The organism is Arthrobacter sp. zg-Y919 (genome assembly GCF_030142045.1).
Classification (GTDB): Bacteria; Actinomycetota; Actinomycetes; order Actinomycetales; family Micrococcaceae; genus Arthrobacter_B.
Genome location: NZ_CP126242.1, coordinates 2,454,352 through 2,480,170 on the forward strand (window position 1 = coordinate 2,454,352; position 25,819 = coordinate 2,480,170).

24 protein-coding genes, 2 tRNA genes and 1 pseudogene are annotated in these 25,819 nt (G+C 66.4%); 12 read left to right on the forward strand and 15 right to left on the reverse strand.

Annotation, left to right across the window (positions count from 1 at the left end; genetic code table 11):
- Positions 1-35: 35 nt before the first annotated feature.
- Both QNO10_RS11510 and QNO10_RS11515 read right to left on the reverse strand, forming a co-directional pair.
- Positions 36-635, reverse strand: coding sequence for a nitrobindin family protein (locus QNO10_RS11510; protein WP_229947221.1), 600 nt, complete (start codon positions 633-635; stop codon positions 36-38).
- 363 nt (positions 636-998) lie between these two features.
- A complete protein-coding gene (locus QNO10_RS11515) occupies positions 999-1,691 on the reverse strand; it encodes a hypothetical protein (RefSeq protein ID WP_229947219.1) in 693 nt (230 codons plus the stop codon).
- A 192-nt stretch (positions 1,692-1,883) separates the two neighbouring features.
- Here QNO10_RS11515 and QNO10_RS11520 point away from each other — a divergent pair, with 192 nt between their 5' ends.
- The 8 genes from QNO10_RS11520 to QNO10_RS11555 all read left to right on the forward strand — a co-directional run bounded on the left by QNO10_RS11520 (position 1,884) and on the right by QNO10_RS11555 (position 10,313).
- Positions 1,884-2,588, forward strand: coding sequence for a winged helix-turn-helix transcriptional regulator (locus QNO10_RS11520; protein WP_229947217.1), 705 nt, complete (start codon positions 1,884-1,886; stop codon positions 2,586-2,588).
- 62 nt (positions 2,589-2,650) lie between these two features.
- Positions 2,651-3,628 (forward strand): mycothiol synthase, encoded by a 978-nt coding sequence (gene mshD / locus QNO10_RS11525; protein WP_229947215.1) that lies wholly within the window; start codon positions 2,651-2,653, stop codon positions 3,626-3,628.
- Positions 3,629-3,716: 88 nt separating this feature from the next.
- The gene (locus QNO10_RS11530; RefSeq protein WP_229947213.1) at positions 3,717-5,942 is read left to right on the forward strand and encodes an RNA degradosome polyphosphate kinase; all 2,226 of its coding nucleotides are present in this window, start codon (positions 3,717-3,719) and stop codon (positions 5,940-5,942) included.
- Positions 5,942-6,907, forward strand: a complete 966-nt coding sequence (locus tag QNO10_RS11535; RefSeq protein ID WP_229947210.1) for an NUDIX hydrolase — start codon at positions 5,942-5,944, stop codon at positions 6,905-6,907. The genes QNO10_RS11530 and QNO10_RS11535 overlap by 1 nt, the downstream gene beginning before the upstream one ends.
- Positions 6,908-7,014: 107 nt before the next feature.
- The gene (locus QNO10_RS11540; RefSeq protein WP_283995863.1) at positions 7,015-7,818 is read left to right on the forward strand and encodes a thymidylate synthase; all 804 of its coding nucleotides are present in this window, start codon (positions 7,015-7,017) and stop codon (positions 7,816-7,818) included.
- A gap of 10 nt (positions 7,819-7,828) precedes the next feature.
- Positions 7,829-8,539 (forward strand): dihydrofolate reductase, encoded by a 711-nt coding sequence (locus tag QNO10_RS11545; RefSeq protein ID WP_269437799.1) that lies wholly within the window; start codon positions 7,829-7,831, stop codon positions 8,537-8,539.
- A 10-nt stretch (positions 8,540-8,549) separates the two neighbouring features.
- Complete coding sequence (asd, locus tag QNO10_RS11550; RefSeq protein ID WP_269437798.1) at positions 8,550-9,698, forward strand: aspartate-semialdehyde dehydrogenase; 1,149 nt, start codon at positions 8,550-8,552, stop codon at positions 9,696-9,698.
- A gap of 123 nt (positions 9,699-9,821) precedes the next feature.
- Positions 9,822-10,313, forward strand: a complete 492-nt coding sequence (locus tag QNO10_RS11555) for a hypothetical protein (RefSeq protein ID WP_229947208.1) — start codon at positions 9,822-9,824, stop codon at positions 10,311-10,313.
- A 28-nt stretch (positions 10,314-10,341) separates the two neighbouring features.
- Here QNO10_RS11555 and QNO10_RS11560 read toward each other — a convergent pair whose 3' ends face one another.
- The 8 genes from QNO10_RS11560 to QNO10_RS11595 all read right to left on the reverse strand — a co-directional run bounded on the left by QNO10_RS11560 (position 10,342) and on the right by QNO10_RS11595 (position 14,700).
- On the reverse strand, positions 10,342-11,406 hold the full coding sequence (locus QNO10_RS11560) for a UDP-N-acetylmuramate dehydrogenase (protein WP_229947422.1): 1,065 nt from the start codon (positions 11,404-11,406) through the stop codon (positions 10,342-10,344).
- 5 nt (positions 11,407-11,411) lie between these two features.
- Positions 11,412-11,843 carry a MaoC family dehydratase gene (locus tag QNO10_RS11565; protein WP_229947205.1) on the reverse strand — a complete coding sequence of 144 codons (432 nt, stop codon included), beginning with the start codon at positions 11,841-11,843 and terminating at the stop codon, positions 11,412-11,414.
- Positions 11,844-11,848: 5 nt separating this feature from the next.
- Entirely contained in the window at positions 11,849-12,298 is a 450-nt protein-coding gene (locus QNO10_RS11570; protein ID WP_229947201.1) for an FAS1-like dehydratase domain-containing protein, read from the reverse strand.
- Positions 12,295-12,534, reverse strand: coding sequence for a hypothetical protein (locus tag QNO10_RS11575; protein ID WP_229947197.1), 240 nt, complete (start codon positions 12,532-12,534; stop codon positions 12,295-12,297). The genes QNO10_RS11570 and QNO10_RS11575 overlap by 4 nt, the downstream gene beginning before the upstream one ends.
- A gap of 60 nt (positions 12,535-12,594) precedes the next feature.
- On the reverse strand, positions 12,595-13,335 hold the full coding sequence (locus QNO10_RS11580) for a DUF2797 domain-containing protein (RefSeq protein ID WP_349665749.1): 741 nt from the start codon (positions 13,333-13,335) through the stop codon (positions 12,595-12,597).
- Between the two features lie 290 nt (positions 13,336-13,625).
- Positions 13,626-14,192, reverse strand: coding sequence for a type 1 glutamine amidotransferase domain-containing protein (locus tag QNO10_RS11585; RefSeq protein WP_229947189.1), 567 nt, complete (start codon positions 14,190-14,192; stop codon positions 13,626-13,628).
- 287 nt (positions 14,193-14,479) lie between these two features.
- Positions 14,480-14,553 (reverse strand) — tRNA-Met (locus QNO10_RS11590).
- Between the two features lie 75 nt (positions 14,554-14,628).
- A tRNA-Thr gene (locus QNO10_RS11595) sits at positions 14,629-14,700 on the reverse strand.
- 183 nt (positions 14,701-14,883) lie between these two features.
- On the opposite strand from QNO10_RS11595, the gene QNO10_RS11600 reads away from it, so the two are divergent.
- A complete protein-coding gene (locus QNO10_RS11600) occupies positions 14,884-16,275 on the forward strand; it encodes a protein kinase domain-containing protein (protein ID WP_502864970.1) in 1,392 nt (463 codons plus the stop codon).
- A gap of 123 nt (positions 16,276-16,398) precedes the next feature.
- On the opposite strand, the gene QNO10_RS11605 is transcribed toward QNO10_RS11600, so the two are convergent.
- The 3 genes and pseudogenes from QNO10_RS11605 to QNO10_RS11615 form a co-directional block, all read right to left on the reverse strand.
- A complete protein-coding gene (locus QNO10_RS11605) occupies positions 16,399-18,330 on the reverse strand; it encodes a DEAD/DEAH box helicase (protein WP_442860233.1) in 1,932 nt (643 codons plus the stop codon).
- 413 nt (positions 18,331-18,743) lie between these two features.
- A pseudogene (locus tag QNO10_RS11610) lies at positions 18,744-19,028 on the reverse strand (MOSC domain-containing protein); the annotation flags it as partial.
- A gap of 9 nt (positions 19,029-19,037) precedes the next feature.
- Positions 19,038-20,327, reverse strand: a complete 1,290-nt coding sequence (locus QNO10_RS11615) for a glycosyltransferase 87 family protein (RefSeq protein WP_229947185.1) — start codon at positions 20,325-20,327, stop codon at positions 19,038-19,040.
- Between the two features lie 159 nt (positions 20,328-20,486).
- Here QNO10_RS11615 and QNO10_RS11620 point away from each other — a divergent pair, with 159 nt between their 5' ends.
- Complete coding sequence (locus tag QNO10_RS11620; RefSeq protein ID WP_229947181.1) at positions 20,487-21,665, forward strand: amidohydrolase; 1,179 nt, start codon at positions 20,487-20,489, stop codon at positions 21,663-21,665.
- Complete coding sequence (locus QNO10_RS11625; protein WP_229947178.1) at positions 21,665-22,105, forward strand: hypothetical protein; 441 nt, start codon at positions 21,665-21,667, stop codon at positions 22,103-22,105. Before QNO10_RS11620 ends, QNO10_RS11625 begins: the two co-directional genes overlap by 1 nt.
- On the opposite strand, the gene QNO10_RS11630 is transcribed toward QNO10_RS11625, so the two are convergent.
- Together QNO10_RS11630 and QNO10_RS11635 are read right to left on the reverse strand one after the other, a co-directional pair.
- Positions 22,102-23,247 (reverse strand): cystathionine gamma-synthase, encoded by a 1,146-nt coding sequence (locus QNO10_RS11630; RefSeq protein ID WP_229947175.1) that lies wholly within the window; start codon positions 23,245-23,247, stop codon positions 22,102-22,104. The two genes, QNO10_RS11625 and QNO10_RS11630, sit on opposite strands and share 4 nt — an antisense overlap.
- A 73-nt stretch (positions 23,248-23,320) precedes the next feature.
- Entirely contained in the window at positions 23,321-24,700 is a 1,380-nt protein-coding gene (locus QNO10_RS11635; protein WP_229947173.1) for a cystathionine beta-synthase, read from the reverse strand.
- Positions 24,701-24,825: 125 nt separating this feature from the next.
- On the opposite strand from QNO10_RS11635, the gene QNO10_RS11640 reads away from it, so the two are divergent.
- Positions 24,826-25,806: a DNA-3-methyladenine glycosylase family protein gene (locus QNO10_RS11640; protein WP_229947170.1), complete on the forward strand. Its 981-nt coding sequence runs from the start codon at positions 24,826-24,828 to the stop codon at positions 25,804-25,806.
- Positions 25,807-25,819 lie beyond the last annotated feature (13 nt).

Here is a 25,819-nt window from a genome sequence, read left to right on the forward strand (position 1 = left end):
GGTGCAACGTCCTAGCGGCGCGGGCCTATTCCGCTCTAAACGGTCTTTTTCAGGATGGCGGAGGCGTGGGCCTTGAGCGCTTCGCCCTCGGAGGCAACATCCCAGCGCCAGTAAAGATCACCGTTGACCAGCCCGTAGATGCGGGTGGCTGCGGAGTATTCCTTGGAGTTCACGCCGCGCATCACCAGATCGGTGGTGAGCTGGATCTGTGGTCCCTTGATCTGGCCGTAGTAGAGCTCCGCGATGCCGCCGGGATGCACAATCGTGGCGGTGATGTCGAAGCCGCCGGCATCGTTGCGCAGGTCTTCGACCTCGTCGGCGCTGCGCAGTGCCGGCACAATGTCCGCCGGGACCAGACCGGGACCGCCGTCGGCGTCGTTGAGGGGGCGGTCAAGGGCCCAGAAGCCCGTTTCCACGGCCAACGGCCGAAGCCTGGTGCCCTGCTCATCGGTGAGCCAGCTTTCCGCGGTGTACTGCAGGTAGGGCAGGCCGTTCTGGGTGAACGTGACCTTCTGGGTGAAGTACTCCGAGTCCGCCTCGCCTTCACCCAGCCGTCCGGAACCTTCCCAGGTGCCGAGCAGCCAGGACAGGGGTACCAGTTCCGGGGTCAGATCGGTGGGGATCTCCATTGGCATGGTGGAACCTGTCCTTCGGTATGACGGGGGCTGGTACTGGAGGCGGTGCCGCTGACTCCCGGCCGGTGCGTTTCCGGCCTGGATGACTAGGCCTGGGTTACTTCTGGCCCTTGTACAGGCGGGAGATGACCAGGGCAGCGAATCCGGCCATCGCCAGGCCGGTGATACCCAGCAGGGCAATAAAGAAAATTTCGAGAGCAACCATGGCTACATCCTAACGCGCGGGAGGAACAGTTTCCTTCCCGCCATTCGATCACGACAGGCACCCGCAGACAAAAAATGATTTCGGGTAAACCACCCGGAACAACGCAGCGGACCGCTGGAAGGCGGTGAAGTCCGGTGAAGTCCGGTGAGGCGGTGAACTCAGGAAACGAGGAGCCGTCCGAGGAAGTAGATCACGGAGCCCAGCACAAGGACCGGGGCCAGGCCCAGGGCAAGCCGTCCCGCAGCATTGGAATTGTCGGCCCGGGAGAGCGCCAGCCTGCGGAAGGCCATTACGACGGCGGCAACCACCACGCCGCTGAAGGCCGCTGCCAGCCAGGGCACGCCGGCCGACGCCAGGGCAACCAGCGCTGCGGTCAGCCCGCCGGCGAACAGACCCAGGGGGGCTGCCATCCGGTCCGGAAGCGGGATCAGTGACACGGCAACGGCTGCGAGCGCGGCACTGCCCGTCATCGTCAGCAGTGCGGGATCGCCGTCGGTGCCGGCCAAACGGTCTGCCGCCACCCAGCCGGAGCCCAGGGCGGCGACAAGCACGCCGGAGATGATGCCGACGATGGATTCGAGCCGGTGTGCCTGCCCGGTGCCGCGGAGCAGCTGGATCAGGAACACGGCCCCCACGCCGACGGCGACGGCTGCAGGCAGCCAGGTCAGCATTGCGGCGGCGGGCGCGAAGTAGGCTGCCGCCACGGCGGCTGCGCCCACCAGTGCCAGGACCCCGCCCTGTGTCTTACGGGCGGGCACCCCTATCAGGTGCGGCCAGCACACGCCGCCCAGGACGGCGGCCACACCGCTTATTACGGCCACGACAGGTACGGACACGTACGAAGCGGTCACGATACCGATAATGGCAAGCGCCGCCGGCACCGCTAAGCTCCAAAGTTTCACCCTAGTTATCCTGCCTTATTACGGCGTCCAGAAGAAAAGCGACAGGCCTGAAACGTGGATGGGTATACTTTCGATCACTTCAAGCCAAGCAGATCGGCGAAGATTGTGCCCAATGGTGTGCGCCCAACATTCGGAGGACCTATGTCGCACATATTGCTGCTTACCAACAGTTCCGGTTCTTCTATTAACGTCCTGCCGGCCTTGGAGCTCCTGAACCACAAGGTCCATGTGGTTCCAGCGGAGCCCACTGCCCTGCTGGATACCGACCCCAGTGACGTCATCCTGGTGGATGCCCGCAAGGACCTCGTTGGTGCCCGCTCCCTGACCCAGCTGCTGAAGGCCACCGGACTGGACACCCCGCTCCTGCTCATCCTGACCGAGGGCGGCATGGCCGCCGTCGCCCCCAACTGGCTGGCTGATGACGTCATCCTGGATTCCGCCGGCCCCGCCGAGCTGGAAGCACGCCTGCGCCTGGCATCTGCCCGGGGCGCCGGCGCGGCGGAGGCTCCGTCCACCGAGATCAGGGCCTCCGGCGTTGTCATTGACGAGGCCAGCTACACCGCCCGCGTGAACGGCACGGCACTGAATCTGACCTATAAGGAATTCGAACTGCTTAAATACCTGGCCCAGCATCCGGGCCGGGTATTCACACGGGACCAGCTGCTCCACGAAGTATGGGGCTACGACTACTACGGCGGCACCCGGACCGTGGACGTGCACGTGCGGCGGCTGCGGGCCAAGCTGGGGCCGGACCACGAGACGCTCATCGGCACAGTGCGCAACGTCGGCTACCGGTTCACCAGGTCCCGTGCCGAAAGTACCGCTCCCGCCGGCCAGGACGCCTGACGCCGGACCTGCTTCCGGCGCCCTGCCCTGCGTAGCGGCACCAGCCGCGCTAGGCTTTCGGAATGAGTGAAGAACCGCAGACAGCCTGGCCCGTAGTCGAGACCCGTGGGACGCCGGAGCCCGCAGCCCTCGCCGACATCCTGCAACTGGTCTCCGCTGCGCAGGATGCGGACGGCAATCCGCCCCTGTCCGAGCAGACGCTCGTGGACCTGCGCTCCCCCGATGCTGATCCGGACATGCTCTCCGTCTTCACCACGTATGCCAATGACACTGACACCGACAGCGGGCAGTGGCTGGCCGGCGTTGCCGTCGTGGTTTCCGCATCTCCGCAGGATCCGGGGGTGCTGGAACTGGTAGTGCATCCGAACTACCGCAGCCAGGGAGTGGGCACCGCCCTCGCCGCAGCTGTCCAGGATGCGGTTCGGGAGTCCCCGTCCGACGGCGCCCGCAGGCCCTCCGCCTGGTCGCACGGCAACCATGAAGCCGCCGTGGAGCTGGCTTCCCGCTTTGGCTACCGCCCGGTCCGTGACCTGTGGAAAATGCGCCTCAGCCGGTCCAATGCCTCCCTCCCCGAAGCACAGTTCCCCGCCGGCGTGTCGCTGCGCGCCTTTGAACCCGGCCGTGACGAGCGTGCCTGGCTGGACGTCAATGCCGCCGCTTTCGCCCACCACCCGGAACAGGGCTCCATGAGCCTTTCCGACCTGCAGGCCCGCATGGCCGAGGACTGGTTTGATCCGGCCGGCTTCCTCCTGGCCGTGGATGAAGAGGGGAAGATCCTCGGGTTCCACTGGACCAAGGTCCACCCCGGCACCGGTGGCCATCCCGGCATCGGCGAGGTCTACGTGGTGGGTGTCAGCCCTGAAGCGCAGGGCAAGGGGCTGGGCAAGGCCCTGACCGTCGCCGGCATCGAGCACCTTCATGGCGCCGGTCTTGACGCGGTGATGCTGTACGTCGACGCGGATAATTCCGCCGCCGTCGCCCTGTACCGCAGGCTCGGGTTCGTCCGCTGGGACCAGGACGTGATGTACGCACCCGCATAGGGTACGCAGCTTGTAATGTTGTTTGCAGGGCCAGGCGGCCCGCCCGTACCGCCTGCCCTGATCCGCCGCCAGCACCTCAGGAGACACTATGAGTTTCGATACCGACGCCGAGCCCCGGTCGACCTTTGGGTCTGCGGAGGCCATGTCGGCGCCTCGGGCCACGCAGGACCGCATCGACATCCCGGACTTCGGTCCGGCGTTGGTTCCCAGCGGAGACATTTCCCCGGAACGGTTCCTGGACCGGGAGATCAGCTGGCTGCACTTCAATGCCAGGGTCCTGGAGCTTGCTGAAGACCCGGAGCTGTACCTGCTGGAGCGGGTGAGCTTCCTGTCCATCTTCGCTTCCAACCTCGATGAGTTCTTTATGGTCCGGGTTGCCGGACTCAAGCGCCGCATCGCCACCGGACTGGCGGTGCCCTCCGCCGCGGGCATGAGCCCGATCGAGCAACTCGAAGAAATCGTTGCCGCCGGCTACCAGCTGCAGCAGCGCCATGCGGACGTCTTCGCCCGCCAGATCCGGCCCGCCCTGGCGGAAGAGCAGATTTACCTGGTCAGCTGGGACGAGCTCGACGATGCCGCCAAGGCAAGCCTGCACAAGCAGTTCGCGGCGAAGGTCTTCCCCATCCTGACTCCCCTGGCCGTGGACCCGGCCCACCCCTTCCCCTACATTTCCGGGCTTTCCCTCAACCTCGCCGTCGTGGTGCGGAACCCGGTCAGCGGTAAGGAATTCTTTGCCCGCGTCAAGGTTCCGGACCAGCTCCCCCGGCTGATTTCCGTGGACGGTCCCCGCGCCGGCAACGTCGCCGGCCGCACCGCACGGTTCATTACGCTCGAAGACGTGATTGCCCAGCACCTGGACCAGCTCTTCCCCGGCATGGATGTCATTGAGCATTACACCTTCCGCGTCACCCGTAACGAAGACCTCGAGGTGGAGGAGGACGACGCCGAGAACCTCCTGCAGGCCCTGGAAAAGGAGCTGCTGCGCCGCCGGTTCGGACCGCCCGTCAGGCTCGAGGTCACCCCGGAAATGAACCCGAACATCCGGGAGCTCCTCGAACGCGAACTCGGGGTGGAATCGGACGAGGTCTACGTCCTGCCCGCACCGCTGGACCTGCGCGGCCTCTCCGGCATCAGCAGGATCGACCGGCCGGACCTGCACTACCCCAAGCAGGTGCCGCACACGAACCGGCACCTGAAGGAATCCGAGACGTCCAAGCCGGCGAACGTGTTCGCCGCCATGCGGCGCCGGGACATCCTGCTGCACCACCCGTACGATTCCTTCTCCACGTCCACGCAGGCATTCCTGGAGCAGGCTGCCGCCGACCCGCGCGTACAGGCCATCAAGCAGACCCTGTACCGCACCTCCGGCGACTCCCCCATCGTGGACGCACTGATCGATGCGGCCGAGGCAGGCAAGCAGGTCCTGGCCCTGGTGGAAATCAAGGCCCGGTTCGATGAGCAGGCGAATATCTCCTGGGCGCGCAAGCTCGAGCAGGCCGGCGTGCACGTGGTCTACGGCATTGTGGGCCTGAAGACGCACTGCAAGCTGTCCCTGGTGGTCCGGCAGGAAGTGGACGGCCTGCGCCGCTACTGCCACATCGGCACCGGCAACTACCATCCGCGTACTGCCCGCTACTACGAGGACCTGGGCCTGCTGACGGCCAATGAACAGGTGGGTGAAGACCTCACGAAGCTCTTCAACCAGCTGTCCGGGTACGCGCCGAAGTCCACGTTCAAGCGCCTGCTCGTGGCGCCCCGTTCCGTCCGGTCCGGGCTGATTGACCGGATTGAACGGGAGATCGCCAACAAGAAGGCCGGCTTGAACGCCCGGGTGATCATCAAGGTCAACTCGATGGTGGATGAGGCAATCATTGACTCGCTGTACCGTGCCTCCCAGGCCGGGGTGCAGGTGGACGTGATCGTGCGCGGCATCTGCTCCGTGCGTCCCGGCGTGCCCGGCCTCAGCGAGAACATCACCGTACGCTCGGTACTGGGCCGTTTCCTGGAACACTCCCGCGTCTTCGCCTTTGCCAATGGCGGGGACCCGGTGGTCTTCATCGGGTCGGCCGACATGATGCACCGGAACCTGGACCGGAGGGTCGAAGCCCTGGTGCAGCTGGTCTCCCGGGACGACATTGCCGATCTGGTGGCTTTGATGGACCGGTACATGGATCCGGGCACGGCCAGCTGGCACCTGGACCCGGAAGGCACCTGGATCCGCCACCACAAGGATGAGGAAGGCAACCCGCTGCAGGACGTCCAGTCCTGGCTGCTGGCCTCCCGTTCCCGCCAGCGCTCGGTGTCCCGCCGCTGATGGAGGCAATCCAGGCTGCCGCCGCAGCGCCGCAGGAGGACGCCCCCGTCAAGGTAGTCGCTGCAGGGGCGTTGTGCTGGCGGGAACGCGACGGCAAGCTGCAGGTCCTGATAATCCACCGCCCCCGCTACGACGACTGGTCCTGGCCCAAGGGCAAGCTCGACGAAGGCGAAACCACGCCGGAGTGCGCGGTGCGTGAAGTCCGGGAGGAAGTGGGCATCCGGATCAGCCTGGGCATTCCGCTGCCGTCAACGGTCTACCCGGTGGCATCGGGCCTCAAGATGGTCCATTACTGGGCGTCCCGGGTGGACTCTGACAAGCCCCGGCCGGACGGCAAGGAAGTGGACGGGACGCGCTGGTGCAGCCCGGAGGAAGCCGCTGAGGCACTCACCAATCCCACGGACAAACTTCCGCTCGAGGAACTGGTCCTGGCCCACAGCGAACAGCGGCTGCGGACTTGGCCGCTGATCATTGTGCGGCATGCCAAAGCGAAGCCCCGTTCCGCGTGGACGCGGGCCGAGGGCGAACGGCCGTTGGTGGCCACGGGGCTGCGGCAGGCGATGGCCGTGTCCCGGCTGCTGGTGGCGTGGCGGCCCAAACGGGTGGTCTCCAGTCCCTGGGTGCGCTGCGTGCAGACCGTACGGCCCTATGTGAAGGGCGAAGGCGCGAAGTTCAAGACCGTGGACGCGCTTACCGAGCACAGTGCCAAGCGCAAGCCCGCCAAGGCCCGCAACACTGTGGAGGGCCTGTTCGACAAGGCAAAGCCGGTTGCGGTGTGCACGCACCGTCCGGTGCTGCCCTTGGTCTTCGACGTGCTGGCCGGCCATATGCCCGCGGAGATGGCCGCCGGGCTGCCCGCCAAGGATCCGTACCTGGCTCCCGGCGAATCGATCATCTGCCAGGTCAGCAGCGCAGATATTGGCCGGATCGTGTCACTGGAAAAATACCGGGCCTTCGACGACTGACTCCAGACTGACCCCAGTCCAGCGGCGCCGCCCCGGCGCCCTGCCGGCCGGTGTGGCCCGCGTCGCAGTGCCGCTGCCGCCGGGCCGACCTGAACTAGACTGGCCCCGTGAGCATTCCTACCCCGTATGAAGACCTGCTGCGCGACGTCATGGCCAACGGCACGCAGAAGTCGGACCGCACCGGAACCGGCACGCGCAGCGTGTTCGGCCGCCAGATGCGCTTTGACCTGAGCGAGTCCTTTCCGCTGATCACCACCAAGCGGGTGCATTTCAAGTCCGTCGCCCTCGAACTGCTCTGGTTCCTGCGCGGTGACTCCAACGTCCGCTGGCTGCAGGAGCAGGGCGTGAGCATCTGGGACGAATGGGCGGACGAAGACGGCGAGCTAGGTCCCGTCTACGGCGTCCAGTGGCGCTCCTGGCCCACCCCCGACGGCGGACACATCGACCAGATTGAAAAGCTGGTGGAAGGTATCCGGAAGAACCCGGATTCCCGCCGCCACATCGTGACGGCCTGGAACCCCGCCGAGGTGGAAAACATGGCCCTGCCGCCGTGCCACGCCCTGTTCCAGTTCTACGTGGCGGACGGGAAGCTGTCCTGCCAGCTGTACCAGCGGTCGGCGGACACCTTCCTCGGGGTCCCGTTCAACATTGCGTCCTACGCGCTCCTCACCCTCATGGTGGCCCAGCAGACGGGGCTGGAACCGGGCGAATTCGTCTGGAGCGGCGGCGACGTCCACATCTACGACAACCATGTGGACCAGGTCCGCGAGCAGCTCAGCCGGGAGCCCTACCCGTACCCGAAGCTGCGCATCCGCCGCACTCCGGACAGCATTTTCGATTACACCCTGGAGGACTTCGAGGTCCTCGATTACCGGCACCACCCCGGTATCAAAGCTCCTATCGCTGTGTGAGAGGACCACAATGACCGACTCCCGTCCCGAAACACCCGTTACTGCTCCGCCCGGAGTAACCCGCTACTTTCCGGCAGGCGCAGGAACCGGTGAGGGTGCGGACCTGCACCAGGTGCTCCGGGAACGCGGCACGGTGCCCGCCGGTGAACCCTTCATCGGCATGGTGTGGGCGCAGACCGTTGACGGCGTAATCGGACGCGACGGCGGCATGCCGTGGCACCTGCCCGAAGACATGGCGCATTTCAAGGCAACTACGTCGGGACACCCGGTCATCATGGGCCGCCGCACCTGGGAGTCCTTCCCGGCTGCATACCGTCCGCTCCCCGGCCGGACGAACATCATTGTGTCCTCCAGCGCCCAGCTGCGCGGCGATGCAGCGGAGGCCGGCGCCGTCGTCGTTGGCTCGCTGACGGAGGCCCTGGCCGTGGCGGGCACCAGCCCCGCCAGCGGGGAAACCTGGATCATCGGCGGCGCCCAGCTGTATGAAGCGGCAGTCTCCTTAGCCCATGCAGCGGTAGTGACCGTCATCAACACTGAAACCCAGGGCGACACCTTCGCTCCGCTGCTGGGCACGGACTGGACGTTTGCCGGTGTGAGCCCCGCCGCAGGCTGGTACACCGCAGCCAACGGAACCCAGTACCGGATCGCCCTGTGGACCCGCGACCGTGATCTGGACGACGGTGACGGAAACAACCACGACGCAGGCGCACCGCTGGCCTAAAGTGGAAGCCATGACTTCTTCCTCCATTTCTTCTGCGGGTGTTCCCACTGCAGGCTTCATCGGCTGGCGCGGCATGGTTGGTTCCGTCCTGATGCAGCGCATGCAGGACGAAGGCGACTTTGACCTGATCAACCCCGTGTTCTTCTCGACCTCCAACGCCGGCGGCGCCGCGCCCTCCTTCGCTGCGGGGGCGGGACCGCTGCAGGATGCGTACGACGTCGATGCGCTGGCCAAGCTGCCGATCATCGTCACCGCCCAGGGCGGGGACTACACGGCGGAAGTCTTCCCCAAGCTGCGCGGGGCCGGCTGGGACGGCATCTGGATCGACGCCGCTTCCACGCTGCGCATGGAGGACGACGCGATCATCGTGTTGGACCCGGTGAACCGCGACGTGATCGACGCCGGCCTGGCCCGCGGCGTGAAGAACTTTGTCGGTGGCAACTGCACCGTGTCCTGCATGCTGATGGGGCTCGGCGGGCTGTTCCGCAACGGCCTGGTCGAGTGGGGCACCTCCATGACCTACCAGGCAGCCTCCGGCGGCGGAGCCCGGCACATGCGCGAGCTGCTCAACCAGTTCGGTGCGTTGAACGCCGCCGTGGCACCCAACCTGGCCGATCCGGCGTCGGCCATCCTCGAAATTGACCGCGCCGTCCTGGCGCAGCAGCGGAACCCGTCCATGGACTCCTCCCAGTTCGGGGTGCCCCTGGCAGGATCCGTCATCCCATGGATCGATGCGGATCTGGGCAACGGCATGTCGAAGGAAGAGTGGAAGGGCGGTGCGGAGACCAATAAGATCCTGGGCCGCGGCGACTCCGGCCGGATACCGTTCGACGGCCTCTGTGTCCGGATCGGTGCCATGCGTTCCCACTCGCAGGCCCTGACCCTGAAGTTGACCGAAGACCTCTCCGTGGCCGAAATCGAGAAGATCATCGACGCGGACAACGAGTGGTCCAAGGTGGTGCCCAACACCAAGGAAGCAACCATGGCGGGGCTGACCCCGGTGGCGGTCACCGGCACGCTGGACATCCCGGTGGGACGCATCCGCAAACTGGAAATGGGCCCGGAGTACATCAGCGCCTTCACCATCGGCGACCAGCTGCTCTGGGGCGCCGCCGAACCGCTGCGCCGGATGCTGCGGATCGCCACCGGCAACCTCTGATTTCGGTTCCCGTCCCGGGTCCGCTCCGGGTCCGCTCCGCTGGAGCGGACCCGGACTGCGTTAAAAGTGAGCTCTCAACCTCCGTCCGACAAAACTGTCAGTGCCGGATGGCAAGGTGTGCGCATGGAGCAGCAAAGCGTGGATTCGATCCTTAACACCTTCTTCGCCTTCAGCTGTGCCGGCAAGCAGGTGCCCACCCGGGCACGCTACCTCCGCGTAGCCCTGCAGCTGCGGCAGTACCTCGAGGCCGAGGGCCCGCGCATCCTAGGCGAGGAGGACACAGCACTGCTGGCGCTTGAACGGTCGCTGGAACCGGAGGCAGCCTTTGCCCGGCTGTTCGGGGCACACGAGCTCGCCTACGCGCTCAGTGGTTTCCTCGAGCCGGAGTGGCTGCTGCCGGACCTGCAGGACCGGCGCACCCAGGTAGCCCTGACGCCGCGGCTCATCCAGTGGCTGTGCAACAGCGCCCTGCTGGACGCGCGCCGGGACAGCCCCGCTATCCGGAGTGCGCGGGCAGCCGCAGCACAGGCACGGAAGGGACCTGCACGGAAAGGACCTGCGAACGCTCCCCCACATCCACCGTGGGAGGCAGGGGACGCAGCCCCGGCTTCGTAGCGCTGGTCCGCCGGCGTCGGCTACATCGTTACAGCGTGCAGTTCACCAGGAGGGGCTCGGGGTGGAGCCGGATACCGAAGGCCTTCTCCACGCCGGAGGCCACTGCACGGGCAACCACCAGCAGGTCTTCGGCGGTGGCGTCCCCGCGGTTGGTGACGGCGAGGGTGTGCTTGGTGGACAGCGCCGCCCGCCCCCCGGTGCCATCCTCGGGTGCCAGGCCGAATCCCTTCCGGAAACCGGCGTGGCTGATGAGCCAGGCGGCGCTGAGTTTCACCTTGCCCGGCTCCGCGACCGGGTAGCGGGGTGCATCGGGGGGCAATGCGGCTGCCGTTGCCTCATCAACAATGGGGTTCGTGAAGAACGAGCCGGTGCTGTACGTATCCGGGTCCGATGCATCCAGGACCATGCCCTTGCCCGCCCGCAGCCGCAGCACCTCGCGGCGCACGTCCACGGCGCCGGCACGTTCGCCGATGTCCACGCCCAGGGCGCCGGCAAGCTCGGCGTAACGGACCGGAGCGCTGGTGGAGCCCTTGGAGAGGGCAAACTCGACGGTCAGCACTACATACCGGGGCGAGCCGTTGACCGTGCTGCGCTTGAGCACCGAGTCCCGGTATCCGAATCCCAGCTCTGCAGTGGAGAATTCCACCACCGTGCGTTCCCGGCGGTCCCAGGCCCGCACGGAGGTGATGGACTGGGACACGTCGGCGCCGTAGGCACCCACGTTCTGCACCGGCGTCGCACCCGCCAGCCCGGGAATGCCGGAGAGTGCCTCCAGCCCGGAATACCCTTCCGCCAGGGTGTGGGCGACCAGTTCGTCCCATGGATGCCCGGCCTCGGCGCGCAGGACGGCGGTTCCGTCCCCGGTCTCCCGGAGGTCCAGACCTCGGCTCGCAACGTGGATGACGGCGCCGTCGAACCCTTCGTCGGAGATCAACAGGTTTGAGCCGCCGCCGATGATCAGCAGGGGCTCTCCTGCCTCATCCGCGGCACGGACGGCAATGATCAGTTCGTCTTCGGTTTCCGCTTCGAGGTAGCGGCGGGCGGGGCCGCCCACGCGTGCGGTGGTCAGGGACGCCAGCGGCATCCGGGTCAAAGCTGTCACCAGACCCGCACCACTGCCTGCGCCTTGACCAGCACTTTCTGGCCGTTGAATGTCACCGTGAGGTCAACGCGTGCGGTCGAATTGTCCGCGTCAAGGGCACCGATCACGCCGGTGACCTCCACGACCGCACCGGGGGCGCCGTCGACGTCCTCCACCAGGACGGGCCGGGTGAAGCGCGTCTGGTAGTCGATCACTGCTCCGGGGTCCCCGATCCAGTCGCTCACCAGCTGGACGGCCGTGCCCATGGTGAACATGCCGTGTGCAATGACGCCGGGCAGTTCCACGTCGCGGGCGAAGCGCTCGTTCCAGTGGATGGGGTTGAAGTCGCCGGAGGCCCCGGCGTAGCGGACCAGGTCGGCGCGGGAGATTTCCAGCGCCGCCGAACCGATCTCAGCGCCCTTGGACAGCTCACTCAATGCAATGGACATGGCGGCTACTGCCCCTCTCCGCGGACGAGGATGGATGAAAGGGTGGTGGCGACCTGCTCGCCTTCCGTGGTGGAGATTTCCGCGCGGGTGGTGATCAGGGCGCCGTCGCCCATGGCCCGGACAGCGTCCACGTGCAGCTCAGCGACGAGTTCGTCTCCGGCCACGATGGGACGGTGGTGGGTGAAGCGCTGGTCGGCGTGGACCACCCGGGAGAAGTCGATGCCGGCGTCGGGATCGGCGACCAGCAGCGCGTCGGCCCGCTGGGCCACGATAATGGCGAAGGTGGGCGGCGCCACGAGGTCCGCGTACCCCAGTTCCCGGGCGTGGGCGACGTCGAAGTGGGCCGGGTTGGTGGCCTTCACTGCAGTGGCGAATTCGCGGATCTTTTCACGGCCCACGGAGTATGCCTCCCCTGCCGGATAGGTACGTCCCAGGAGTTCGGGGTTAATGCTCACTTGTTGCCCTCCATGCCCTTGATGCGGCGCCGGGTGTCCCTGGCGCGGACCACCATACCGCTCAGGTGCGTGCTCAGGCCCACCACGATCAGGGGCAGGGCGATGTACATCAGGACCTGGTTGTCCAGGACTGCGCCCAGAAGCACCAGCAGCACCCCGGCGCCGCTGATCGCCAGGGCGCTCACGACAAGTTTCCGGTACAGGGGCGAGCCGGTTTCCCAGGGGGTATTTAGCATGTCTTCAGAATACAGGGGCGGCCGGGGCCGCCCCGAACCGTCCTGCGGTGCGGGTCCGGGCTAGAACAACGCGGCCTGCAGTGCCGGGACCGCGGTCCGGAAGGGACCGAACTCCAGCCTTCTGCCCTTCAGCCGGGAAAGGTCCGCTGCGAACAGCGTTTCCTCGCCGTCCACCCGCACCAGTGCGGTGGCGCCCAGCACCGCCTCAATGACCATGCCGTGCTCGCCTGTGCCGGGGTCGCACGGATACAGTTCACACGCTGTTTCCAGGACGGTGGCGAACTGGGCCGGCGGGTGCCAGGCCTCATCGGCTATCCGGAAGCCGGTGATCCCCACATCCGGCAGCATGGCCCGCACTGCACCGGCAGCCTCGGCATTGCGGGCGTCCAGTTCCCCGGCGGGCAACGGCCGGGTCAGCGCGGATGTCTTGGTTCCTGCCCGGACTGCCTGCTGGAGCCCGACGACGGCCGTGACGGCGTCTTCGAGCACCCGTACCGTCAGTCCGTCCCCGGCACGGGCAACGTAGCGTGCGCTGACGGCACCCTGCTCGATCAACCGGAGCTGTTTGCGCCCGTCCGCGGCGGTGCCGACCTTGGTGGATCCGTCGGCGAACGTGGCCACGTACAGCCAGTGCGGCTGGCCCAGGTAGCGCCGCAGCGCGTCGGGGATGCTGTCCATACGGTGGCTGTTATGGATTCCCCGGACCTCGTCGCGGATGAAACAGCTGCTGCACTGGTATCCGCGTTCGGCAGGAGCCTGTCCGGGACAGGGCGTATGGGACTGCACGCCGTCGTCGTTCACCTGCCACGAGCCGAGGCAGAATTTAGTGTTTCCGCCGGTGTCCGGAAGGACCCGGAACCGGAGTTCGGTACCCGGTTCGAGCCGCAGCCGAGAAGGCCGTCCGTCCGGGAGGTGCAGGCTGAGGTTTGGGCCCGAGGCGTCCCAGGAGGTCCCTGAACACAGGAACCTGCCGGCGTCGGCATTCGTGGGTGTACTCCCGGCTGCGGGCAAGGTTTGAACCTCCGGTTAACGCCAAAGGGCGGGGCAACGTTTTCACGTTACCCCACCCTTTGGTGGTGCTTTGGGAGGCGTCAGGCGTGCTGGCCCGCGTGTTCTCCTTCGGCGATTTCTTCGACGAGCTTGTCATTGAAGGCCGGCAGATCGTCCGGGTTGCGGCTGGTCACGAACCCCTGGTCCACCACCACTTCCTCGTCCGTCCAGTTGGCTCCGGCGTTCTTCAGGTCCGTGGCCAGCGTGTGGTAGGACGTCAGGTCGCGTCCCTTGACGACGCCGGCCTCGATCAGCAGCCAGGGGCCGTGGCAGATGGAAGCCACGGGCTTGTGTGCCTCGAAGAAGGCACGGGCAAACTGCTGGGCGTTCTTGTCCACCCGGAGGAAGTCTGCGTTCACGACGCCGCCGGGCAGGACCAGCGCGTCGAAGTCGCTTGCGTTGGCGTCGGCTACGTCGAGGTCAACGGTGAACGTCTCCCCCTTGTCCATGCCGTCGAATCCCTGGACAGTGCCCTTTTTCGGGGACACGAGGACCGGCTCGCCGCCGGCATTCTTAACTGCTTCCCAGGGGCTGGTCAGCTCAATCTGCTCCACGCCGTCGGTGAGGAGAAAAGCGACCTTCTTGCCGGAAATATCGTGCTCTGCCATGGTGACTCCGTTCGTTTCAGCTGCGGCCCGAATACCTGCGGGCCGCAGCGATGCTTCTACGGTGTTGGTGCCTGGTGCCGCAAACCCTGCGGTCCCGGACTCCCCACACTATGAAGAAACGGTGTTGATAAGCAACCTTATGGTGGCTTGCGGGAAACACCTGCAGTCCCGGAAGTGGACCGGCAGCGCCGGCGGACGCCCGACGGTGGGCGGTCTGGCCGCTGGAAACCCTCCGCCCCGGGAGAATCCGGGCAACAAAAAACCCCCGGAAAACCGGGGGTTGTTTGTAGCGGTGGGGAGGCTCGATCTCCCGACCTCACGATTATGAGTCGTGCGCTCTAACCAACTGAGCTACACCGCCATAAATGAGTGAAGCCCGCCCTACATCGGCCTCTGCAGAACATACAGCCTAAGCAACGCGGGCCCTCCCATTGAGAGCCCCGACCGGGAATCGATCCCGGGACCTCCATCTTACCAAGATGGCGCTCTACCACTGAGCTATCGGGGCAACGACATAAAACTCTACCAGCAGTTTTCGGGAAGATGAAATCGAAATGGCCTATCCCCCGCAAAGGTGATGAGCGACACTCCCGACCACCCGGACGCGCCGTTGGCTGCTGCGGAAATGTCACCATTCCGCCGGCTTTATCAGTATGCTTATGCTACGAGAAAGCGAGGGCACGTGAGCATAGTGCCAAACCACGTTTCAGATGGCCTCTTCCTGGGTGGAAGATACCGGCTCCTGAATCAGATTGGGGCAGGTGCCATGGGCACCGTCCACCGGGCCATGGATGAGTTCCTCGGCCGCGACGTCGCGGTGAAGATTATCCGCCCGTCAGCCACCAGCGAGACGGACCTGCGGCGCAGCGACGCCGAGGCCAAAATCCTCGCGCGCCTGAACCACCACAGCCTCGTCACCCTGCTCGACGCCGGGTCGGACACTTCCGATCCCGAATCGCCGCTGATCTATCTGGTCATGGAACTTGTTGACGGCCTGGACCTCCGCGAACGGCTGAAAGAGGGCACGCTGCCCCGCCGGCAGGCCGCGCTTCTTGGTTACGACCTCGCCATCGGTCTGGAATACATCCACGACAACGGCGTCGTGCACCGGGACGTCAAGCCCGCCAACATCATGCTGTTCGACTACAGGAGCGCCGATGCCCGGATCCGGGCCAAGCTCACCGACTTCGGCGTCGCACTGGTCGCCAATGATCCACAGTCGCAGCACGGCACGTTCTCCGGTACCGCAGCGTTCATGAGCCCGGAACAGGCCCGCGGCGAACAAGCCGGACCCTGGAGTGATGTCTACTCCCTGGGCCTTGTGCTGCTTCAGTGCCTCACCGGCAAGCATGCCTTCCCGGGACCCGCGCTGGAAAGCGCCCTCGCACGCCTTCTCCGGGACCCTGAGATCCCCGCAGAGCTGGGCGGAGACTGGGAACCCCTGCTGCGGGCCATGACCGCCCAGGACCCCGCAGAGCGCCCCAGCGCCCACGACGTCTCCCAGGTCCTGTACGACATGATTGTCGCTGCACGCGGCAGGCACCGGGTGGATCCGGAAATCATCCCCGCTAACGAGGCACGGCGGATGGACGCGGTCCGCCGCTACGACTTGCTGGACACTCCCCCGGACGGCGCCTTCGACCGGGTCACTGCACTGGCATCCCGCATCTTCGATGTCCCCGTCGCTATCGTCAGCGTGGTGGACGCCGACCGGATCTGGTTCAAGTCACATCACGGCACCGAAGCCGTCGAGATCGGCCGCGACCCGGGCCTGTGTGCCTCCGCCATCCTGCAGGACGATGTGTACGTTGTGGACGATGCCCGCCGGGATCCGCGGACGCTGGCTAACCCACTGGTGGCCGGAGACTTCGGCCTTCAGTTTTATGCCGGTGTTCCGCTGCAGACCAGCGACGGATATAACCTCGGCACGTTCTGCATCCTGGATACGGAACCACGCGCCTTCTCCTCCGAGGACACTGCCACCCTGCAGGACCTGGCCGCGATTGTCATGAATGACCTGGAAATGCGCCTCGAGAGCCGGCGCGCGGGCGGCGCAGGACAGCCGGCGCCGCTGCAGCAGTAGCCACGCAGCAGGACAAGAGCACAGCAGAAAGGGCGCCTCCCAACCGGGAGGCGCCCTTTCTGCTGTGCGGCCTTGTTTGTGCGGCCATGCATGCGGCGCCGGGTTTACCGGCGCCGCTGCTTCCTAGTCGCGGAAGCGGGGCTTGCGGGCGCCGGCAGCGGCACTGTCGCGGAAGCCGCCTTCACGCTTCTTGAACGGGCGGTCGCTGCCGCGGTCTCCGAAGGAACGCTCGCCGTCGCGCTTCTTGAAATCCTTCTTGAAGCCGCCGCGGTCGGCGCGGTCGTTGAAGCTGCCGCCGCCTTCACGCTCGCGGGCCGGCTTGCGTCCCTTATCCAGCTCGAGGTGGATCAGCTCGCCGCCGATCCGGGTGCGGGACAGGGCGCGCAGCTGGTCCTTGGAAAGGTCAGCAGGCAGTTCAACCAAGGTGTGGTCGGCACGGATGTCGATGCCGCCGATCTGCGCGGAGGACAGGCCGCCCTCGTTGGCAATGGCGCCGACAATCGAACCGGGCAGCACGCGCTGGCGGCGGCCGACGGCGATGCGGTACGTTGCATTGCCTTCGGTCAGCGGACGCGTCGGGCCGCGGGAGCCGACGCCGTCGTTGCGGCCTTCGGAACGCTCGCGCTGACGGGCCGGAGCCACCGGGATTTCCCGCAGCAGCAGATCGCGGCCACCCTGGGCCATGACGGCCAGGGCTGCTGCAACGTCTTCGGCGGGAACCTCGTGCTCGGCCAGGTACTTGGTCACCAGGTCCCGGAACACCGCGATGTCCTCGGAACCGAGGGTTTCCGTGATCTTCTCGGAGAACTTGGCCAGGCGCTTCTCGTTGACGACGTCGACGCTCGGCAGCTGCATGTGCTCCACCGGCTGGCGGGTTGCCTTTTCAATGGCCCGCAGCAGGTACTTCTCACGCGGGGTCATGAACAGGATGGCGTCGCCGGTGCGTCCTGCACGGCCGGTGCGGCCGATGCGGTGGACGTAGGACTCGGTGTCATGCGGGATGTCGTAGTTGACGACGTGGCTGATGCGCTCGACGTCGAGGCCGCGGGCGGCAACATCCGTGGCAACCAGGATGTCGATCTTGCCGTCGCGCAGTGCCTCGACCGTACGCTCACGCTGCTGCTGCGGGATGTCGCCGTTGATGGCGGCGGCGCTGTAGCCGCGGTCCTTGAGCTTGTCGGCCAGGTCTTCGGTGGCAGCCTTGGTCCGGACGAACGCGATGACGCCGTCGAAGTCTTCGGTTTCCAGGATGCGGGTCATAGCATCCAGCTTGTGCGGGCCCATGACCTGCACGTAGCGCTGGCGGGTGTTCGCACCGGTGGTGGTCTTGGACTTGACCGTGATTTCCGCAGCGTTGTTCAGGTACTTCTTGGCAATCTTGCGGATGGCCGGCGGCATGGTCGCGGAGAACAGCGCAACCTGCTTGCTTGCCGGAGTGGAGGAAAGGATCTGCTCCACGTCTTCGGCGAAGCCCATGCGGAGCATTTCGTCGGCCTCATCGAGCACGAGGTACTCGAGGTTGGACAGGTCCAGGGAACCCTTGGCGATGTGGTCAATCACACGGCCGGGGGTGCCCACAACAACCTGGGCGCCGCGGCGGAGGCCGTTGAGCTGGGGGCCGTAGGCGGAGCCGCCGTACACGGGAAGCACGGTGATGCCATCCATGTGGACGGCGTAGGACGTGAAGGCTTCTGCGGACTGCAGGGCCAGTTCACGGGTGGGTGCCAGTACCAGCACCTGGGTGTCCTTGGTTGCCGGGCGTCCGGCGAGCAGGGACAGGGCCGGGACGGCGAATGCGGCAGTCTTGCCGGTACCCGTCTGGGCCAGGCCGACGACGTCGCGGCCTTCGAGCAGCAGGGGGATGGTGGCTGCCTGGATGGGGGACGGCGTCACATAGCCGACATCCTTGAGGGCTGCCAGGACGCGCTCGTCCAGTCCGAAGTCACTGAACAGCACTGTGTTCTCTTCGGGTTCGGGAGCGGCGTTTTCGACGGTGCTGTTTTCCAGCGGAGCTTCAGACAAGAGGTAATCCTCATTCAATCGGGGAGCAGGCAACCATGAGGCTGCAGGACGTAAGTCCGGCGCTGTTGCAATCCCAGGCAGGACTTTCCGTCACAGCTGTGGGCCGATTTCACTGGATTGTGTCTACGACCGGTGTGACGATTTCTTTGCCGGCGCTCCCCAAAAGATGAATCTGCCCGCATAAGAAATGCGGGCCCCAACACAACGTACCGTACGGGTTTCGGTGAATATCTCGAATGAACCGCAGGAAAATAAGGGAATACCGGAGTGGGGGATGTGTTCCAGTGTACGGCATCGCGGTCTCCGGTGCATGGCCGGGGGCGGTGAGCTTCGGCACACCGGCTTCCGGACGGTCAGGGAGAGGCCGGTTCGGGCAGTGTGGACCGTGCTGTCTTCGTGGCCTGTGTGCGCAGTGCCTTGAGGATCTCCGGGGACAACACCACTTCGTCCAGCCCGGCCAGGCGCAGGTTTTCACCGAACAGGCCCGGCGGGATGTCGTGTCCCAGTTCCTGCGCCCAGTAGTCGGCATCATCCTGGGAGTAGGCGTAGATCGCCTTGGATTCGCCGCCGTGGTGCTTGCGGCTGGCCTGCAGGTCCCCGGTCAGCCCCAGGGGATGCACCTGGACCGGGCCGTCCACGGGACGCTTATCGATGGCCGTGACACCGGTGGCGTCCTTGGTGGGCAGGAGCCCGTGCACCAGGCAGACAGCGAGCAGGGAACCGGTTCCCATGCCCGCAGTCTAGGGCTGCGGCTCCGTGGCACGCAGCAGTTCGGGCGGGTTGTTACGCCACCAGTTGCGCGGGCGGCTTCCCCAGAATCCGGCGAACCACCAGGCCAGCAGCCCGATGCCCCAGAACACACCGAGGCTCGACGCCATCAGCCACGGCTCGGGAAGCTGGGAATCCAGGTTGGGGGCGTTGAACAGTTCGCCGATGGTCTTGGGCGAGTAAATGAAGATGACCAGCGAAGATACCAGCAGGATGAGGCCGGTGATGCGCAGCTTCCGCTGCCCCGGACCCAGGTCCATGATGTTCCGCGCCAGGACGGGGATGAAGAGAGCCACCCAAACCCAGTGGTGGGACCACGACACGGGGGAAATCAGCAGCATCAGCAGCGCGGTGGCGGCCAGTGCGGTGAAGGTCTGCCCGCGGTTGCCGGCGATGCGGACGACGACGGCCGTGGCCGCAACGGCCAGCAGGGACAGGAGGAGCCACGGGATGTCGACGGGGAAATCCGGGCCGCCGAAGTGCAGGATCGCGCCCTTGATCGAGAGATTGTCCACGTAGCCGGCCCCGCCGATCCGGGAAGTGTCCGGCAGCAGGTCCACCCAATACGTGCGCGATTCCCGCGGAAGGATCAGGAAGCCCAGGGCGAAGGTCGCGAGGAAGCCGTAGGCCATGTTGCGCAGGCCCCGCCAGTCCCCCCGGGCCAGGAAGTACAGGCCGAAGACCAGCGGAGTCAGTTTCAGTCCTGCTGCCACCCCGGTGAGCAGTCCGGTGGGCCAGCCGTCCTTCTTGATCACGAAATCGGCCATGATCACCCCGAAGAGCAGGATATTGATCTGCCCGAAGGCGGAGGTTTCACGCCAGGGTCCGAGCAGCACGACAAGGCCGGTGCCGGCGATCGCCAGGGGCCGCAGCCAGGGGTGGCGCAGCACATCCATGGCACCGCTGCGGCGGAAGACATAGCGGACCGCCCAGACGGCGGTGGCCGCGGCAATCGCAAGGGAGATGCCGGTGAAGATATTCAGCCCCGTACCCTGCCCGAACGGGGCAAGCACGGCAAAGACCAACGCTGCGAAGGGTGGGTAGGTAAAGAGCAGGCTGCTGTCGGCGTCGTACTGGACCGCCTTCGTGTAGAGCTCTCCGGCGGCGTCGAGCACGCTCTGCCCGCCGGAAAGATAGACACTGAAGTCCAGGCCGTGGCGCGGCGATAAATCGAAAGCTGTCCATACGAGCAGCCCGGCAACTGCCAGCGCCCCCAGGGTCGCAGCGGTCCGCACGACAGCGGATCGGTGGATCTGGCCCATTGTTCTCCCTGCAAGACTGCCGGCCGCGCCCGTGGCGCCACATAGCGTTTGTTCGCCGATATTGACTTTGGCAAGTCTACCGGCCAGCCTGCCACTGCTCCCCCGCTGGAGGGCAGGCGATAGGCTGGCCGAACCAGATCAGCAAGCGAAAGGTCCTCCATGTCCCCCGCGCTTCGAGCCTTCACCAATGCCCATGTGGTTCCGGTCACGGGCCGGCCCTTCCACGGCACGGTCCTCATTGAAGACGGACGGATCCTGGACCTGGGCCCCGGGGTCGCGGTACCCGGCGGCGCGGAGGTGTTAGATGCCGGTGGCCAGTGGCTGCTGCCCGGGCTGGTGGATGCGCACACCCACCTGGGCGTGCATGAAGAGGGCGAGGGCTGGGCGGGCAACGACTCCAACGAAATGACGGACCCGGTGATGGCCGGCGTCCGGGCGGTGGATGCGGTCAACCCCTTCGACACGGGGTTCGACGACGCCCTGGCCGGCGGCGTGACCACGGTGAACATCAACCCCGGTTCCGGCAATCCCATCGGCGGGCAGGCGGTCGCCCTGCACACCCACGGGCGCTACCTGGAGGAAATGGTGCTGCGCGCACCCAGCGGCCTGAAATCAGCCCTGGGCGAGAACCCGAAGCGCATCTACAGCGACAAGAAACAGACACCCTCCACCCGTTTGGGCACCGCCATGGTCATCCGGCAGGCCTTTATGGATGCACAGAACTACCTGGGCAAGGCGGACCCCAACACCCGCGACCCGCACCTGGAAGCACTGGCCATGGTGCTGCGCCGGGAAATCCCGTGGCGCCAGCACGCCCACCGGGCCGACGACATCGGCACGGCCCTGCGGCTCGCGGACGAGTTCGGCTACGACCTGGTACTGGACCACGGCACCGAGGCGCACCTCCTGGCCGATGTCCTGGCCGAACGGGGCGTACCCGTCCTGATCGGTCCGCTGTTCACCACCCGTTCAAAGGTGGAGCTGCGTGGACGGAGCATGGCCAACCCCGGGAAACTGGCCGCCGCCGGAGTGGAAATCTCCATCATTACCGACCATCCGGTAGTGCCCATCAACTTCCTGATCTACCAGGCGGCGCTCGCCGTCAAGGAGGGGCTTGGCCGCGAAGAGGCGCTGCGTGCCGTGACCATCAACCCCGCCCGTGTGCTGGGCCTTGCGGACCGGCTCGGCTCGCTGGAACCCGGCAAGGACGCGGACCTGGTCCTGTGGAGCGGTGACCCGCTGGACGTGATGCAGCGGGCGCTGAAGGTGTGGATCGGCGGCCGGGAGGTCTACCGCTACGACCTCGAGGCCCGCGAGCAGATGGTGGCACCACGCTGATGGGTCCCCGTTCCAGCGGCTCCGCACCGGGCACTCCCCCGCGCACTCCGCCGCCCGGCATCATCAGGGCTGCGGGCGCTGCCTGGCTGGTGGCTGGCGTGTTGGTGGCGACCGCCGGGGTCTCGTTTATCATCTCCGCCCGGACCCAGCACCAGGACAGCAGTGCGCTGACCCTGCTGGGGGTATTGGCCCTGGTGCTGGCAGCTGTGAGCGCCTACAGCGTGGTCCGGCTGCGGTCGGGAAAGCGCAGTGCCCGGGAAACACTGAGCAGCATCGGCATCATTGCCGGATTCCCGTTCCTCTTCCGCGGCCCGGCACTGGTGTCCGTGGGCGTGGTACTCCTGGCCTGCACGGCGCTGCTCTGGCTGCCGCAGAGCAACAGGTATTTCCAGCTCCGTGACCCAAAGAAGCGCAGGGCCCGCAGGGGGAACGGGTCCTAGAGCTGTCCCAGCGCGGAGTCGAGGTCAGCGATGAGGTCCTCGATATCCTCCAGCCCCACCGAAAGCCGCAGCAGGTTTTCCGGCACGGCCAGGGCGGTGCCCTTGACGGAGGCGTGCGTCATCTCGGACGGGTAGTTCATCAGCGACTCCACCCCGCCCAGGGACTCGGCCAGCAGGAACAGCCGGGTGGATTCGGCCACCTTCCGCGCCGCAGCCTCGCCGCCCTTGAAGGACACCGAAACCATGCCCCCGAAGTCCTTCATCTGGGCCTTGGCGAGGTCATGGCCGGGATGCTCTTCCAGTCCCGGATACAGCACGTGCTCCACCGCCGGCTGCTCCTTCAGCCACTTCGCCACGGCCATGGCGTTGGCTGAGTGCCGGTCCATCCGCACCGCGAGGGTCTTGAGCCCGCGGGTGGTCAGCCAGGCTTCCATCGGTGCGGATACCGCCCCAACGGCGAACTGGATGAAGCCGATCTCCTCCGCGTTTCCGTCATCATTCAGGATCACGGCGCCGCCCACGGCGTCGGAGTGCCCGCCGATGTACTTGGTGGTCGAATGCACCACGATGTCGGCGCCCAGCGTCAGCGGCTGCTGCAGGTAGGGGGACGCAAAGGTGTTGTCGACCACCAGGAGAGCGCCGGCGTCGTGCGCGGCCTGGGCCGTGGCGGCGATGTCGCTGATCTTCATCATCGGGTTCGACGGCGTTTCCAGCCAGACCATTTTTGTGTTCCCGGCCGCGACTGCGGCTGCCACTGCGTCGGCGTCGGACATGTCCACTGCTGTGTTGGTGATCCCCCATTTGCCCAGGACCTTGTTGATCAGCCGGTAAGTTCCGCCGTAGGCATCATTGCCCAGCACAATGTGGTCCCCCGGGGCCAGCAGCGCCCGGATCAGGGCGTCTTCCGCGGCCAGGCCCGAGCTGAAGGAGAAGGCGTGCCTTCCACCCTCCAGGGCAGCGAGCTGTTCCTGCAGGGAGTCCCGGGTGGGGTTGGTGCCGCGCCCGTACTCATAGCCGTTGCGGAGGCCGCCGATGCCGTCCTGGGCGTAGGTGGTGCTCTGGTACAGGGGCGGAATAACCGCTCCGGTGGTGGGATCGGGGGCCTGGCCCGCATGGATGGCGCGGGTGCTGAAGCTCGTCATGGTGTCCTTCCTTGCGCCGGCGGCAGCCGGCAGGTTGGTACTTCGCAGCGGTTCCGACCCGGGGTTGGCCGGGTCAGAGGCTCAGGTACGAAAGTAGGTCGTGCCGGGTCAGCATGCCAACGGCGCTGCCATCGGACGTAACCATGACGGCGTCGTCCTCCTTCAGCTTCGCGCGGGCGGCTGCCACCGTGTCTCCCGTGCCCACGAACGCCGGGCGCGGGCCCATGTGTTCGCTGATCCGGTCCGTGGGCTTGGCTTCGCCGCGGAACAGTTTCTCCGTCAGCGAGCGCTCGTCCACGGACCCGAGGACTTCGCCCAGGACCACCGGCGGTTCCTGCGAGAGGACGGGCAGGTACGAGACGCCGTATTCGTTGAGGATGGCAATGACGTCCCGCACGGTTTCGTTCGGGTGGGTGTGGACCAGGTCCGGCAGCGACCCGTCCTTGGTGGCCAGGACCTCACGGACGGATGCCCCTTCCCCGCCGTCCTGCAGGAATCCGTAGGAACGCATCCAGTCGTCATTGAAAATCTTGCCCATGTACCCGCGGCCGCTGTCCGGCAGCAGGACCACGACGACGTCGTCGGGCCCCAGCGGGCGTGCAACCTCGAGTGCGGCGGTGACGGCCATCCCCGAGGAGCCGCCCACCAGCAGGCCTTCCTCCCGCGCCAGCCGGCGGGTCATGACGAAGGACTCGGCGTCCTTCACCGCAATCACCTCATCCGGCACGGACCGGTCATAGTTGTCCGGCCACATGTCCTCACCGACGCCTTCAACGAAGTAGGGGCGTCCCGTGCCGCCCGAGTACACCGACCCGTCAGGATCAGCGGCGATGACGCGGACCGGTCCCGAAGCACGGTCGGCGGAGACCTGCTTGAGGTAGCGTCCGGTGCCGGTGATGGTGCCGCCCGTCCCTGCACCGGCCACGAAGTGTGTGACCCGCCCGTCGGTATCGGCCCAGATTTCCGGTCCGGTGGATTCGAAGTGGCTGGCCGGTGCCGACGGATTGGAGAACTGGTCCGGCTTGTACGCTCCGTCGATCTCGCGCACCAGCCGGTCGGAGACACCGTAATAGGAGTCGGGACTTTCCGGGGCCACCGCCGTCGGCGTCACCACCACCTCGGCACCGTAGGCCCGCAGGACATCCCGCTTTTCCACGCCCACCTTGTCCGGCGTAACGAAGATGCATTTATAGCCCTTCTGCTGGGCCACCAGCGCCAGCCCGACGCCGGTGTTTCCGCTGGTGGGCTCAACCACCGTGCCGCCGGGCTTCAGCTTTCCGTCCCGCTCGGCCGCTTCAATCATCTTCACGGCAATGCGGTCCTTCACGGACCCGCCCGGGTTCAGGTACTCCAGCTTCACCAGGACGGTCGCACGGATTCCCTCGGTCACATGGTGGAGCTTCACCAAGGGAGTGTTGCCGATCAGGTCCAGGACAGTATTGGCATACTTCATGTGACCCACGTTACTTTGTTGTCCCGCAGGGAACAGCGGGACCGGAACACGCCGTAGCAAAAGCCACACTCCTGCCGGGTTCTGCTGCGGACAGGAGTGGGGGTGCTGCGTGCGACCATGGTTGCATGTCCTTCACTGCCGCTGTTCCAACGCTGCAGCAGACTCCCTCGGGTCCGGTGCGTTATTGGGATTCGCCCGCTCCGTACTGCCTGCAGACGTCCCTGCGGATCCTGGTCCGGGGTAAGCAGGATCCCACCATCCGGTTGGGTCCCGGGGTGGCCTGGCTGGCCTTCCTCACCCCGGAGGGCCCCGCCACCCTGAACCTGCGCGAGGAACGCGTGCCCGCACCCGGGGCACGGGTCCGGGCCCAGGCCTGGGGGCCGGGCGCGGAGTGTGCGTTGGCGTCAGTGCCTGCCCTGCTCGGCGAAGGGGATGACTGGTCCGGTTTCGACGACGACGCCTTCCTCGCCACGCTGCCCCGGATGGTTACCGAAACCCGGCGCCGGAACCTCTCCCTGCGCCTGCCCAGTACGGGCCGGATCATGGACACCCTGATCCCCGTGGTGCTGGAGCAGAAGGTGACCGTATTGGAGGCCTATTACGCCTGGCGCTACCTGGTGACCCGGTACGGGATCGATGCTCCGGGTCCGGCCCCCGCAGGGATGAAGGCCTCCCCCGCACCGGAAACCTGGCAGCGGATCCCCAGCTGGGACTGGCACCAGGCACGGGTGGACTTCTCCCGCTCCAGCACCATCCTGCGGGCCTGCTCGCAGGCGTCTTCGCTCCAGCGGCTCGCCGACGCTCCCCTGGGGAAGGACCTGACCGCCAAGCTGTGTTCAGTTCCCGGGATCGGCGTCTGGAGCGCAGCGGAAATCACCCAGCGGACGCACGGCGCCCCGGATTCCGTGTCCGTGGGCGATTTCCATCTGGCCGCCTATGTGGGCGCCGCGCTCACGGGCCGGCGCACCGACGACGCCGGCATGCTGAAGCTTCTGGAGCCCTGGCGGGGCCACCGTCAGCGGGTCGTGCGGATGATCATGCTCAGCGGCTACCGCAAACCCACCTTCGGACCCAAGCTCGCCCCGATGGACCACCGCCGGCGCTGAGGCAGCGGAGCGG